Genomic DNA, 15035 nt, shown 5'->3' on the forward strand with positions numbered 1-15035 from the left:
GGGAATAACAATTGAGGTATCGGATATGCTTAATGCGAAACGAGACAGGTGTAATGTAGATGACTGAAAAAAAGAATGTCAGTATCAAAGATGTGGCTTTAAGGGCTAATGTATCTACAGCTACTGTTTCCCATGTCATTAACGGAACGCGGTTTGTATCCAATGAGACGAAACAGAAAGTGAATCTTGCAATGAATGAGTTGAACTTTCGAATCAATTCGGTAGCCCGCTCATTGCGCAGCCGCAAGTCGTATATTATTGCGTTTCTTGCACCGATCCTTGCTTCAGAAACTTCCAACTTTTACTTTATGTCGGTAGCAGCCGGAGTTCAAAGCGTATTGAAACAAAGGGGCTATCACCTGATCTTGAATGACTCCAGTGACAATGTGGAAGTGGAAAATAAAGAAATCGGGATGTTTGATTCACAAATGATTGACGGACTGATCGTGGCTCCGGCCAGCAGGGATTGCGATTACGAGCGTTTGTTTGGAGATTATCCAGTGGTCTATATTGATAGAGTCCCTAATCAGTGTGAACGAGATTCCGTACTCATTGACAACAAAAGTGCGACTAAGGAAGCAATGCAAAAGATTCTGGACAAAGGCCACCAAAAAATTGCTTTTCTATCCGGCCCCCTTTCGGTTACGACAACGATTGAACGGTATGAGGGGTATTCTGAAACGTTGGTGAGCGCAGGTCTTAAATTGGATGATTCATTGATTCGCTTTGGAGATGTGAGCTTTGAGAACGGATACAGAAACATGGGGGATCTGCTGGAGATGAATCCAACAGCTATTTTTGTAACGGATAATGTGATGGCAATGGGCGCGATGACGTATCTGCAAGACCATTCGATTCGTATACCGGACCAGTTAGCCGTTGTTGGCTTTGATGATTTTCAGTGGACCCGGGTCACTCATCCCCCGTTAACCGTTATCCAACAGCCATCGTTCCAGCTTGGTGTAAAAACTGCCGAAGTGATATTACAGAGAATTGAGGACGGCACTTCTGGAAAAGAGGAACATCGCTTAAAAGCCAATTTCCTGGTCAGACAATCGCTCTGACTTTTTTTTGAAAATAAAGTAAACGATTACGCAAACAATTAACTCTTTCGCTATCAGGAGATTTCTTAACAGGTGTTTTCTCCTCAGTGTAAAGAGTTTTTTTATAAAGGTAATGTAAGCGTTACCATTGCATTATTTTCTTTGCTGTAATTCAATCTGAGAGGGGGTGATGTATACCGCATAGTACATTTATTATGGTAAATTCAATTTTTAATGCTTGAAGGGAAACGATTAAAAGTTCATTGCCAAGTATTGGTGGAAAATATTAAAGGGATACGGATAATGGTTAGTGTGCTTGCTGCTTTGTTAATGATGCCTTATGGGATCTATCACCTAAAGTTGAAGCTGCGGCCAAAGGTTTTATAAATAAACCGAACAGGGAGCTATTCCCTGACCGTTTTTCATTGAATGAACCAAATATTGAGCAATCGGAAGAAGAACTTCAAGGGGAAGAAAATTTATTGACAACGCTATCAAAAACAAATAAAATCAATTGTATAAAAACGATTACGTAAACGATTACTCGTCTTTGTAATCAGGGTTTTGGCAAGTGTGGCTATACTAAAAACAAGTTCGTTTATTTTAAATAATCGGAGCACATGTCAACTTTACCATTTGGAGCGGGGGAGCTTACAAAATTATAGTAAAAGCTCTTTTCTATTACGTAATCGTTTACCTTGGAGATGGAGGAAAATACATGCTTGGGAAAATGAAAAAGAATTATGAATTGTATTTATTGATTTTAATCCCAATAGCCTATTTTACAGTTTTTAAGTATTGGCCTATGTATGGGGTACAAATCGCTTTTAAAGACTTTGTAGCTTCCAAAGGGGTTTGGGGCAGTGAGTGGGTAGGGTTAGAACATTTTCAACGCTTTTTTGAATCGTACAATTTTAAGCAAATCGTAGGAAATACTATTTTGCTAAGCTTGCTCAATTTGGCTATAGTTTTTCCCTTCCCCATTATTGTAGCCATTATGCTGAATCAATTGAGACAGCAGAAGATGAAAAAGTTCATTCAAACTGCGATTTACGCCCCGTATTTCATTTCAACTGTCGTATTGGTCGGAATGCTGTTCATCTTCCTGTCCCCTACCAGCGGGTTGGTTAATCATATTGTAACCGCCTTCGGCGGCGAACCGATTATGTTTATGGGCGAGGAGAAATGGTTCAGGCCTCTGTACATATTCTCATCCGTTTGGCAGGAAACCGGATTTGCGTCAGTTATATATTTGGCTGCCCTAGCAGGGATCGACCCCCATTTGCATGAAGCGGCTGTTATGGATGGTGCTTCCAAGTGGCATCGAATTCGTCATATTGATTTACCGGGTATTGCTCCTACCATTATTGTTTTGTTCATCATGGCTGTAGGAAATCTAATGAACGTCGGGTTTGAAAAGGCATTTCTTATGCAGACTGATTTGAATGTCGCTACCTCCGAAATTATTCCGACTTATGTATACAAGGTGGGGATTCAGCGAGCGGAATACAGCTTTTCGGCTGCAATCGGACTGTTTAACTCCGTGATAAACCTAATACTACTGGTCATTGTGAATAAAACAACTAAAAAAATAAGCGGCAAGGGCTTGTTTTAGGCGTGAAGAACGCTTGCTAAGAGGAGGAGAGAAACCATGTTAAAGAGAAAAACGAAATCGGATCTGGCATTTGATATAATCAATTATTTGTTTTTAGGCTGCTTCACTTTAATGATTCTGTATCCCTTATATTTTATAGTGATCGCTTCCATCAGTGACCCGAACAAGATTTATTCCGGTGATGTATGGTTATTACCGCAAAATATAACCTTTGACGGATATAAAAGAATTTTCAGCGACAGTTCAATATGGAACGGCTATAAGAATTCCATTCTTTACGCGGTGCTGAATGGATTTGTCAGCACAGCTCTCGTCATTATGGCGGCTTATCCGCTTTCGAGGAAAGATTTTTACGGCAGAAACGCAATTATGACCTTTTTCATCATTACAATGTTCTTTAATGGCGGCATTATTCCTACTTATCTGGTTGTAAAGGATCTGCATTTGATGAACTCGATGTGGGCAGTCATTCTCCCTGGTGCAATGGATGCATTCCTGATTATCATTGCAAAAACCTTCTTCGAGGAATTGCCTGAAGAGCTGAGAGAGGCAGCCGCCATTGATGGAGCGAGGAATCTTAGATATTTATGGAGCATTGTCCTTCCCTTATCTAAACCGATTATTGCAGTTCTTGTCCTCTTCGCTGTCGTACGCCAATGGAACGGATTCTTCGATGCTCTAATCTACTTGAGTGATGGTGATAAGTTTCCGTTGCAACTGGTTCTTCGGAACATTCTAATCCAAAGCCAACCATCCGGGAATATGCTTATGGATATTGATAACATGCTGGCCAAACAGCGTGTGACGGAATTGATCAAGTTCGGAGTTATTATCGTTTCCGCAGTTCCGCTGCTAGCCTTATACCCGTTCTTGCAAAGATATTTTGTCAAAGGAGTAATGGTGGGTTCGGTGAAAGGATGAGACCTAGCTTGTCAGATATTCGTTAAGGAGGTGTTGTGAAGCTGGATTAGAATGGGACTGGCTAATCCCAAATCAAGAAGTATGAAATGAGCAGATTTAACAGGGAGGTTAAGAAGAATGAACAGAAAAGCTGTGGGTCTATTGGCAGCAATGATGGCCGTTTCCGTGTTTGCTACGGCATGTAACAGTAACAATGAAAGCAACAATGGTAAGACAGGTACGAATACAGAGAATAGCGGAAATCAAGCGGATGACAATGCATCCATTCAGTTTCCGCTGAAAGAAAAAACCACCTTAAAGGTGGTTGCACGCAGAGCTCCGCTGGCGCCAAGCGATTATAACGAAATGACCATGGCTAAAAAACTTGAGGAAATGTCAAATGTTCATATCGATTGGAATACCATTGTCGAGACAGATTACAACGAGAAGAAGAATCTGCTCATAGCAAGTGGCGACTTGCCTGAAATGTTCTTCGGAGCCGGGTTCACAGATACAGAGCTGATGAAATACGGTGAGGACGGCACCATTATACCTCTAAATGATCTGATTGACAAACACATGCCTAACTTGAAAGCATTGTTCGACAAGAGACCCGATATCAAAGCCATTGCTACTGCCCCAGACGGCAATATTTATTCCCTTCCTGCGGGTGAGGAGTTAGGCACCGGACAAGAAGAGATTGGTGCTAATCCGGATTTCCTCTATATAAATGAGGATTGGCTGAAAAAGCTGGGGCTGAAAATGCCAACCACTCTGCAGGAATATCATGATGTATTGCTTGCCTTTAAAACCAAAGATCCGAATGGCAACGGAAAAGCAGATGAAATTCCATTATCCTTCGTCAATGCATTCTGGACGGGAGATATCGGTTATCTGTTCGGAGCCTTCGGTGTACCAGACAAAACCTATCAACCTGCTAACAACGCCTACGCTGAACATTTAAATGTGGACAATGGCAAGGTTTCCTACGCAGCTATTCAAGATGGATACAAAGATGCTGTAAACGAGATCGCGAAATGGGTGAAAGAGGGGCTTGTTGATCCGGAATCCTTCACCCAAGAATATACACAATATTATGCAAAAGGGAAGTCGGAGAAGGAAACCCTAGGCTCTTTTCTCTGGTGGGATCATACGGACGTAGTGGGTCCTGAACGTGACAAACATTATCCGATCGTCCCTCCGTTTAAAGATATGGTTGTCAAATGGAACAGTGGTTCCGCACTTTCTAGAGGAGGTTCTGTTATCACGAAAGAAGCAAAAAATCCGGCATTGATTGCTGCATGGCTGGATTTGTTGTACAAACCGGAAACCACAGCCGAAGTCCGTTGGGGCCCTATTGGCGAATGGTTTGAGAAATCTGCCGATGGCAAGCTGATACAGAAGTCTGATATCAGCAATCCGGGTGAGTTCCGTCAAAAAGTATCACTTGGTGGAGGCGGTGTATTCACTGGTGAAGACTTCGAAAACATTGCACCTCCGGAAGCACGGGCACAGCAAAGACTGGATGATATCAAAAATATTTTTGTACCGCAAATGCAGAAGGAGAAATACCCGAATATCTTCTTTACAGAAGACGAGTTGAAGACTATTGAAAAGCTGAAACCAGAGATACAAACTTATACGAACTCCATGCGCGCTAAATTCATGTTGAAAGGGGTTTCTGATTCCGAGTGGAGCGATTACCTGGCCTCGCTTAAAGATATGCGGTTGGACGATTTGATGAAGATATATCAAGAGGGGTATGACCGTTATCTCGCAGCCCTGAAATAAAATTTGATAGGTAAGGCATGTAGCAAGCCTGAATGAGATGCCTTCAATCGGCTTGCTACATATGTTTTTCGGATTAGAATCCTATATATAAATGATGGACTAGGGGTGGAGAAACCATATGGTTGATATAACAGCAATAGGTGAAGTACTGATTGATTTTACTCCTGCAGGCTTGTCCGAAAAGGGGGAGCAGCTATTTGAATGCAATCCTGGCGGCGCCCCTGCGAATGTGGTTGTGGTGTTGTCCAAGCTTGGAAGATCCACGGCAATTATCGGTAAAATCGGTGAAGACCAATTTGGGGAATATCTTACCCGGGTTTTGCGGGAAAATGGTGTGGATACAAAGGGTTTGGTGAAGGAAAAACAAGCCAATACAACGCTGGCTTTTGTCCATCTGAAAGAAGACGGCGACCGTACATTCAGCTTCTACCGCAACCCTGGTGCTGATATGCTTCTGGGAATTGATGATATTGACCTGGAACAGATCAAAGATACGAAAATCTTTCATTTCGGCTCCGTATCTATGACTCATGAGCCTTCTGCGAGTGCAACCCTAAAAGCGTGTACCCAGGCGAAAGAGAATGGAGCTCTCATTTCATTTGATCCCAATCTGAGACCTGCGCTTTGGAAGGATTTGGAGCAGGCGAAAATCAAGATCAAAGAAGGGCTTGCTCTTGCGGATATTGTTAAAATCTCGGAAGAGGAACTTGAGTTTATTACCGGTCTCACGGATTTGGAAGAGGGTACCCATCAAATTCAGACACAATTCAAGGTGAAAGTGATCCTGGTGACCAAGGCTGAAAAAGGGTGCTTCGTTCGGTACGGCTCCGGCTCTAAATGGGCTGATGTGCCAGGGTTCAAAGTTCAAACCGTTGACACCACCGGAGCGGGAGATGCATTCCTGGGCGGGTTCCTCTATCAGCTGCTTGAGAGAGGGGGCAGTATCGACCAGATCAGGGATCAGGACTGGATCCCTATTGTCCGCTTCGCCAACGCGGTGGGTGCTTTGGTAACGACACAAAAGGGAGCCATTCCGGCCATTCCAACCTATAAGGAGATTAATAAACAAATTCAATCAACGGGCACAGATTTGTTCATAGAATCCTACAGACCGCAATTCCATTACTCACCACCGGCAATGTGGATGAATGATCCGAACGGTATGGTTTACTTTGAAGGGGAGTACCATTTGTTGTACCAGCACCATCCAGAAAGCACCGTATGGGGTCCTATGCACTGGGGACATGCGATGAGCAAGGATTTGGTGAACTGGGAAACACTTCCTGTTGCCATGTCACCGGATCATAACGGTGCCATTTTCTCCGGGAGCGCAGTTGTGGATTGGAAAGATACCAGCGGATTCTTTGAAGGCGGGTCCGGCTTGGTGGCCATATTCACCCATGCGGATATATACCCGGATTCAGACAGACCGAGGCAGCGCCAAAGCTTGGCGTACAGTAAGGATAAAGGCAGAAGCTGGACGTTTTACACGGGAAATCCGATCCTGTCCGATGTCGAAATCACCGACTTTCGTGATCCCAAAGTCTTCTGGATGGAGGAAGCCGGCGTCTGGGTAATGGTACTTGCGTGTGGCGATCATATCCGTTTTTATCGATCTGCTAACTTGAAGGATTGGGATTTTGCCAGCGAATTCGGGAAGTCGGATGGTTCACATTACGGTGTGTGGGAATGTCCGGATTTATTTGAATTATCAATAGATGGATCCAATCAGAAAAGGTGGGTATTGATCGTCAGTATCGGAGACAATCCGGATTATCCAGAAGGCTCCAAAACCCAATATTACATCGGAAGCTTTGATGGCTGGGAATTTGTAAATGATAATGCTCCCGATACGGTGCTGTGGCTGGATGAGGGACGGGATAATTACGCGGCAGTGTCTTGGTCGGACATTCCGGAAGAGGACGGACGGCGCGTGATCATCGGATGGATGAACAACTGGAGGTATGCCAACCAGGCGCCTACTGCTTCCTGGCGGGGTGCAGCGACTCTTCCCCGCGTGTTGTCGCTGACCAGCCGGAATGGCAGTGTAGTTCTTACTCAAATGCCTGTCCAGGAAGTAGAGCAGCTGCGGAAAGAATCACACTCCTGGAGTGATGTAGCGGTTACACCTGAGGTCTCTTTTATTCACAAGACTAATGAGGATCTGCTGGAGATTGAAGCGAACATCGATATCCGCTCCGGAGACGAGGTTCATATCCAATTGAAGTCCTCCGGGCAGACTGCGACCATTATCGGATATGACCCTGTGCGCGAATGGCTTTTCATCGACCGGTCCAAATCGGGTCTGACTGATTTCAACCCGTCATTTGCATGCAAGCATGGCGCTAGAGTTGTTCCGGAGAATGGGGGCATTAAGTTGCGTATCTGGCTGGACCGCAGCGCGGTTGAAGTGTTTGCGAATGACGGGCTGGTTGCGCTGACAGATCAAATTTTCCCGGATGACCCGATCGACAATGTTTGGATAAGCACGGAGTCAGGGAGAGCTGAACTGAACTCGCTTCATATCCATACGCTTAGTTCCATTCATAAGCCCGAAGGCTGCACAGAGCAGATATCAAGGAGGGTTAATGTATGAGCAAAATCATCGATAATCACGGGCTAATGATGTACTGGGCCTTTGATGAAGGGGCTGGAGCAAGCGCTCTCGAGAGCGTATCCCAGGTCGAGGATGACATTCAGTATGTATTTAACCAAGCGGAGTTTACCGAACCCTGTCCTCCGCAGTGGAGACAAGGAGCAATGGGAAACGGGCTCCTGTTCGACGGGTACTCGACTTATATTGCCCATCCGGTCAACGAGGGAGATACTAATGGCGGGCCGCAATATCTTTCTTCCCTAAGCATCGGAGTATGGGTAGCACCCCGTTCCTATGAATGGGGGGAAGGGGGCAAACTGGCCGCCCTTGTGAACCGCTACAACGTGGATCGCAAGCAGGGGTATCTGCTCGGCATGTTTCGTCACGGCTCCTGGTCCTTCCAAGTCGGACTGGAAGGAGGGGACTGGAAAGAGCTGTGGTCTCCTGAAGGCTATGAACTTCCCAAAAATGAATGGTCTTATGTAAATGCCGTGTTCGATGGGGAGCAAGGCGAAATCAAACTGTATTTGAACGGCAGTGAAATCGCTTCGGCTGACCTGCCACGCGGTTCCCGCCTGGCTGAAGCTGCGGACACGGATGTGCTCATCGGCAAGAATAATCACAGCACCCTTCTGGCGGAAGTGTTCAGTCTTCACATGTTCAGTGGTATGCTCGATGAACTCAAGATTTATAATGGTGCCCTAAGCGCGGAAGAGGTGGCCGCTTCATATCGGCAAGTGCTGGATTCCCACGGAGGAGTGCAGCCGCAATTAAAGTACGATGATATCAAGCTCGACCGAACGCCTCTGCTGGCGGACCGGCACAGACCGCAATATCATGTCAGCCCGCCGGCCCATTGGATGAACGAGCCCCATGCGCCGATCTATTTTGACGGGCAATATCACTTGTTCTATCAGCATAACCCGCTTGGGCCGTTCTTTCATCAGATTCATTGGGGACATTGGGTAAGTAAAGACTTGGTGCATTGGCGTGATCTGCCCGTGGCCTTGGCACCCGAGAAGGATCAACTATCACCCGACGGGGCTTGGTCAGGAAGCGCCACCTATGATGCAGACGGCCTGCCTGTTTTGTTCTTTACAGCTGCCAATGACAGTGCATCGCCGAATCAGAGTGTGGCGCTCGCCCGCAGCACCTATTCCCGGGATAAGGACCCGGATCTGGTTCAATGGGTCAAACATCCGGAGCTGCTCATTGTACAGAAGAAGGGGATCGGTGCATTCGGAGATTTCCGTGATCCTTTTGTGTGGAAGGATGATGACGGCTGGTATGCTCTGGTTGGGTCCGGGATCGAAGGCGGAGGCGGAGCAGCATTGGCGTTTGCCTCGCAGGATATGCTGAATTGGACGTACAAAGGGCCATTTTTTGAAGCAGATATTCAGAAGTTCCCTTATCTTGGGCCTATCTGGGAGCTCCCTGTATTTCTTCCTCTGGGCAGTGACAAGCAAGGTGTGAGCAAGTATCTCCTGCTGGTCAGCCCTGTGGGAAAGGGAGCTGATGTCGAGGTGTTCTATTGGATGGGGCAGCTTGACAAGCAAAATCTATCGTTCCTTCCAGATCAAGAGGAGCCGCAATTGATTGACGTCGGCGATTTCCATTTTACCGGCCCAAGCGGTATGGTAGATCCGAAAACTGGCAGAAATATTGTATTCACAATTGCCCAAGGTGACCGTACGTCCGAGCTGGAATATAAATCGGGCTGGGCTCATAACGGAGGTTTGCCGTTAAGCGTGTATTTAAGAGATGACGGGCGATTGGGAATAGAACCGATTCAGGAGCTTCAATCTCTGCGGGGCACCAAGCGGCTATCCTTCCAAGACAAGTCATTGGCTGAAGCTAATGTGCTGCTGGGGGATGTACAAGGCGACATGCTTGAGATTCAACTGGAGATTAAACCAGGCAGTGCTACCCAATTCGGAATCAAGGTTCGCAAATCACCGGATGGGGAAGAAGAAACCCTGTTGTATTATGATCTCAATCAGACCATGCTCTTGGCCGACCGGACAAAAACGACACAACATCCGGGAGAAAAATGCAGCGGGGTTCAGGGTGGTAAGCTGGAGCTGCTGGGAGAAAATCTGAAGCTGCACATCTATTTGGACCGCTCCATGGTCGAAGCGTATGCCAACGGATTGAAAAGTCTGACGACCCGGGTGTATCCGAGCCGCAAGGATGCTCTGGGACTTGAGATCTGGGGCGATGGGGAACCGCTGGTTAAGTCCATGGAAATATGGGATATGCAATCCATATGGTAACGTGAGCGCCTAGGCGCTCCTTACTATACCATACGGGTAATGTAACTAACACTTAAGCCACTTAGCACCCCTCGGGATGGAAACGCTTCATTCACGCCTCTCTTACTTCATGACTATGCATCCTTGTATACGGAGAGCCATTTCAAAATTACGTATGAATGTTTGCATGAATAAGAAATGACGAAGGAGGCTCGTTGATGAGAGAAGGCAAAAGAAGCAAAGTATGGATCTCCAGAATGGTTATAGGGGTGATGGTTCTTCAGCTTGCAGCTCCCGGAATCTCGGCCGCAGCCGAATCCAAGGCTGATGTTGAGGAAGCATTCAGTCCACAGGTGAACATGGGATTACCGGTTACGGATGCGGTCTATCATATTCCCAAGGCTGACGAGGGGTTGTCAGTTACGGATACAGTCTATCAAATCCAGAATCCAAGCTTCGAAACCGGGGATATGTCAGGCTGGACAGTTGTCAGAGGTCAAGCGTTCGGTCAGGACAGTGTATCGGACGAAACTACTTGGTGGGCGGAACAAATCCCGTACAATCAGGAAGGTGCTTATCATCTAAACGGCTGGAAGCATGACGAGGCTGCGACCGGCGTGCTTCGTTCCAGCACCTTCGAGCTGGGCGGCAGCGGCTGGATCAGCTTCAAGCTTGGGGGCGCGAAAAATCCAAACAAAGCATATGTAAATATCGTGGAAGCCAAGACGGGTCAAGTGATTGTCCGGTATGGCAATAGCGCCTTCGCTGACGTTGGTTTCCCGAATCCCGCACAGGGCCTGCGGCTTGCCAATATGGAGCAATATAAGGCAGATCTTTCCGAATATCTGGGCAAGAAGCTGTACGTGGAGATCGTCGACAACGCAACCACGGATTGGGGCGTGATCTTTGCAGACGCCTTCTTCATGTACCATGAATCCGAGCCGGCTGAAGGAATTGCCGCCACGGATATCAAGCCGGATTTCAAACGCTATCAAATTGAGAATCCAAGCTTTGAAACCGGGGATATGACAGGCTGGACGGTTGTGGAAGGCGAAGCGTTTGGTCCGAACAGTGTGTCGGACGAAACAACCTATTGGGTTGAACAAATCCCGTACAATCAGGAAGGCACTTATCATTTAAACGGTTTGAAGTATAACGAGACAGCGACAGGTAAGCTTCACTCCAGCACCTTCGAGCTGGGCGGAACAGGCTGGATTACTTTCAGACTGGGCGGTGGCAAGCATACAGATCAAGTGTATGTAAGCGTCATAGATGCGGATACGGGAGACTTGATTGCCAGGTACGGCAACACCGAATTTAACGAGTCCGGATTCCCTGATCCGGCACAGGGCCTGAGACTCGCGAATATGGAGCAATATAAAGCCGATCTCTCCAAGTATATCGGCAAGAAGCTGTATGTGGAGATCGTCGATAATGGGCACGCGGATTGGGGAGTAATCTTTGCGGACGCCTTCAACACCTTCAATGAACTCGTACCGGAAGAAGGAGTTATGGCGGATAACATTATGCCGACCGAAATCCAGAATCGCAGTTTTGAAACCGGAAATTTAGAGAGCTGGACCGTTGAAGGCAATGCTTTTCAAGTGACTGATGAAGCTATGGCCGGTAAAGAAGGGAACTTCTATGCCAAGTCCTCCTTGGAAGGACAGGGTTCGATTACCTCCAATACCTTCAAGCTTCAGGGAACCGGGACTATTAACTTCACTGTCGTAGGCATCGATAATCCGCAGGACGCCTACGTCGCACTATATGATGCCAGCACTAACACGTTGCTTGAGAAGACCGGGGATGTCAGTGCGAATGAGAAGATTTCCTGGAAAATGCAGAAGCACTACAATAAGAGGCTTTATATCAAGGTTATCGATCAATCCAATCAAGCCAGTATTGCGGTTGACGCTTTTCAAGCTCATAATACGGGCACCATTTTCTACATGAGTCTTGATGAAGGTGCAGGAAAAAAGGCGTTTGAGGAAGTAAGCAATCTTCAACACGATGTGAGCTATGTATTTAACAACGCCAGATACATGGCCTCCAAGGATCCAAGATGGACTCCGCGCGGAGTAAAAGGCGGTGCCTTGCTGTTTGACGGATACTCAAATGATATCGAGGTCAATGCAAAGGATACCATTCCTGTAAGTGACGCGTTAACGATCGAAGCCTGGGTTGCTCCGCGCAGCTATGAATGGGGCGATGGCAACAAGCTGTCTGCTATCGTGAACCAGTCCGATCAGGATAATGCGGAAGGCTTCTCACTTGGCATGTATCGGCATGGCACATGGTCGATGCAGGTCGGGATCGGCGGCCAGTGGATTCAGGTATGGGTCAAAGACCATCCGCTCGAAAAATACAAGTGGAATTACGTTGCAGCTACGTTCGACAAAAAGGACGGAATCATTAAATTATACCTAAATGGTCAGGAAGTAGCTTCTCAGGCAACTCCTGTCAACGTTCCGGTTACACCTTCTACGGAAAAGCTGATTATCGGAAAAAACAATAGATCTGCAGAGTTTGCAGGATTGTTCTCCTACAATATGTTCAGCGGACTTATCGATGAAGTGAAACTGCAGAACAAAGCGCTCACGGGTCAAGAGATTCTTGCTGAGTATGAGAATGTGAAGGCGCTTCACGGCGGGATGGTTCCAGAAATTCCGAATGGTGACATTGACGAGGATCCTAGTGTGTTTGACGGTGATCAGCACCGTCCCCAGTACCATGCGATGCCTCCGCAAAACTGGATGAATGAAGCGCATGCGCCGATTTATTTTAACGGCAAATACCATTTATTTTATCAGCATAACCCGCAAGGTCCATTCTGGCATCAAATCCACTGGGGACATTGGGTTAGTGACGATATGGTTCACTGGGAAAATGTGAGGCCTGCTCTTGCCCCCGAAGCGGGCACCCTTGATCCGGACGGCGCATGGTCAGGCAGTGCAGCGTATGATCGCGACAGAAATCCCGTGCTCTTTTATACCGCCGGCAATGACTCCCTGTCCCCGAACCAAAGAACTGGGCTGGCGACTCCGGCGGATTTGTCCGATCCCAATTTAGAGCAATGGGTGAAATATCCTGAACCGGTAACGGAGCAGAACGGGGATGGCATTCATAACGAGTTTCGGGACCCATTTGTATGGTACGACGAAGAGGTAGATAAGTGGTATCAGCTAGTGACGTCCGGCCAACAGGACTTCAGCAGCGGCACAGCTTTAGTGTATGTGTCCGACGATATGTACAACTGGGAGTATAAGGGGCCGTTATACGTTAGTGACAGAAGCCAGTATCCAGAGCTCGGTACGGTATGGGAACTGCCCGTATTATTGCCGTTAGGCAAGGACAGTACGGGCAAGCAAAAGTATATTTTCATGATTAATCCCCATGAAAAGCCGGAGCAAGTTCCTCCAGCGAACGATGTGCAAAGAGATGTTGAGGTCTTTTATTGGATTGGCACCTGGGACCGGGATAACTTCAAATTTATACCTGACCAGGAGTCGCCATCCAAAATGGATGTGGGTGATGGCTATTTAACCGCAGAGAGCGGAATGGTCACACCTGACGGAAGAACGGTCGTTTACTCCATGGTGCAAAATGTAAGAACACCACAGGCTGAATATCAAGCCGGATGGGCTCATAATCTGGCACTGCCAGTTTCCCTAAGCCTGGACGACCACGATAAATTGCGCATTGAACCCATTGAGGAATTGCAGAGTCTCCGAGGTACTAAATTGGTTGATTTTGCAGACAAAAACTTGGAGGCCGCCAATCAATTGATCCAAAATGTCAAAGGTGACATGCTGGAGATTGTGATGGAAATTGATCCGGGCGAGGCTCAGAAATTTGGTCTCAAGGTGCGACGCTCCGATAACGGCCAGGAGGAAACCCTGATTTACTACGACAAGACAAACGGGACTTTCAATGTAGATCGCACTAAGAGCAGCGTTGATCCGGATGTGCGTGTGGACGGCATTCAAGGCGGATACGTGGATCTTGACGGAGAGAACTTGAAGCTCCATATTTTCCTCGACCGTTCGGTTGTTGAAGCCTTTGCCAATTACAAGAAAAAGCTGACAACCCGCGTCTACGTTGGCAGATACGACTCATTGGGCTTACAGGTCTGGGCTGACAACGATATTACTCTCAAGTCGATGGAAGTATGGAATATGAATGCCTTGACGGGTGAACCGGCTGCTCCGGTCGATGTTCCTGATAACTGGGATAACTCCGTGTACACCGATATTACAGATCTGCCTAATCATGATTTTGCCACAGGAGACTTAACAGGCTGGATTACAGAAGGGGACGCTTTCCAGGATGTCCATGTGAGCGACGAACAGTTTTTCTGGGACACGATCTACTTCAATCCGTCGCATAAAATTCCTGGCGGCTATCATTTGTGGGGCTTCAACGAGGAAGCCGGCGGTGACAGCTTAACGGGAACGCTGAAATCGCAGAATTTCGTCCTCGGCGGGAACGGTAAGATCAACTTCCTGGTCAGCGGGGGGCGTGATATCGACAAGCTGTATGTTGCGCTGGTCCGGGCATCGGATGGCAAAGAACTATTTAAAGAGACCGCCACTAATTATGAGGAGTATCAGCGGAAGATCTGGGATGCTTCGCAGTATATCGGCGAGGAGCTCTACATTAAGGTAGTTGACCAATCCACAGGCGGTTTCGGACATATTAATGTCGATGATTTCAATGTACCGGTTAAGGTGCAAAATCCGAATAATCCGACCGATCCAACTGAACCAAACGGTCCAAGCGATCCAACCGATACAACTGTCCCAACTAAGTCCTCCGAGTAACCCTGTGATCCCTGC

7 protein-coding genes are annotated in these 15035 nt (G+C 47.1%); all 7 read left to right on the plus strand.

What is annotated here, in order from left to right:
• The first annotated feature begins 59 nt into the window (after positions 1-59).
• The 7 genes from NST07_RS07550 to NST07_RS07580 all read left to right on the plus strand — a co-directional run bounded on the left by NST07_RS07550 (position 60) and on the right by NST07_RS07580 (position 15020).
• On the plus strand, positions 60-1064 hold the full coding sequence (locus NST07_RS07550; protein ID WP_341090846.1) for a LacI family DNA-binding transcriptional regulator: 1005 nt from the start codon (positions 60-62) through the stop codon (positions 1062-1064).
• Positions 1065-1761: 697 nt separating this feature from the next.
• Positions 1762-2658 carry an ABC transporter permease subunit gene (locus NST07_RS07555; RefSeq protein ID WP_341090847.1) on the plus strand — a complete coding sequence of 299 codons (897 nt, stop codon included), beginning with the start codon at positions 1762-1764 and terminating at the stop codon, positions 2656-2658.
• A 36-nt stretch (positions 2659-2694) separates the two neighbouring features.
• Entirely contained in the window at positions 2695-3579 is an 885-nt protein-coding gene (locus NST07_RS07560; RefSeq protein WP_341090848.1) for a carbohydrate ABC transporter permease, read from the plus strand.
• A 117-nt stretch (positions 3580-3696) separates the two neighbouring features.
• Positions 3697-5349, plus strand: coding sequence for an ABC transporter substrate-binding protein (locus NST07_RS07565; protein WP_341377677.1), 1653 nt, complete (start codon positions 3697-3699; stop codon positions 5347-5349).
• A gap of 118 nt (positions 5350-5467) precedes the next feature.
• A complete protein-coding gene (locus tag NST07_RS07570; RefSeq protein WP_342481312.1) occupies positions 5468-7945 on the plus strand; it encodes a PfkB family carbohydrate kinase in 2478 nt (825 codons plus the stop codon).
• Positions 7942-10218, plus strand: a complete 2277-nt coding sequence (locus NST07_RS07575) for a GH32 C-terminal domain-containing protein (RefSeq protein WP_342481313.1) — start codon at positions 7942-7944, stop codon at positions 10216-10218. Before NST07_RS07570 ends, NST07_RS07575 begins: the two co-directional genes overlap by 4 nt.
• Before the next feature lie 197 nt (positions 10219-10415).
• Positions 10416-15020, plus strand: a complete 4605-nt coding sequence (locus tag NST07_RS07580; RefSeq protein WP_342481314.1) for a GH32 C-terminal domain-containing protein — start codon at positions 10416-10418, stop codon at positions 15018-15020.
• Positions 15021-15035: the final 15 nt, after the last annotated feature.

It is taken from the genome of Paenibacillus sp. FSL L8-0340, assembly GCF_038593145.1.
Lineage (GTDB): Bacteria > Bacillota > Bacilli > Paenibacillales > Paenibacillaceae > Paenibacillus_AQ.

Bases quoted from the DNA above. Each gene is read 5' to 3' on its own strand.
- NST07_RS07550 (WP_341090846.1), top strand. From the start codon at position 60: ATGACTGAAAAAAAGAATGTCAGTATCAAAGATGTGGCTTTAAGGGCT.
- NST07_RS07555 (WP_341090847.1), top strand. From the start codon at position 1,762: ATGCTTGGGAAAATGAAAAAGAATTATGAATTGTATTTATTGATTTTA.
- NST07_RS07560 (WP_341090848.1), top strand. From the start codon at position 2,695: ATGTTAAAGAGAAAAACGAAATCGGATCTGGCATTTGATATAATCAAT.
- NST07_RS07565 (WP_341377677.1), top strand. From the start codon at position 3,697: ATGAACAGAAAAGCTGTGGGTCTATTGGCAGCAATGATGGCCGTTTCC.
- NST07_RS07570 (WP_342481312.1), top strand. From the start codon at position 5,468: ATGGTTGATATAACAGCAATAGGTGAAGTACTGATTGATTTTACTCCT.
- NST07_RS07575 (WP_342481313.1), top strand. From the start codon at position 7,942: ATGAGCAAAATCATCGATAATCACGGGCTAATGATGTACTGGGCCTTT.
- NST07_RS07580 (WP_342481314.1), top strand. From the start codon at position 10,416: ATGAGAGAAGGCAAAAGAAGCAAAGTATGGATCTCCAGAATGGTTATA.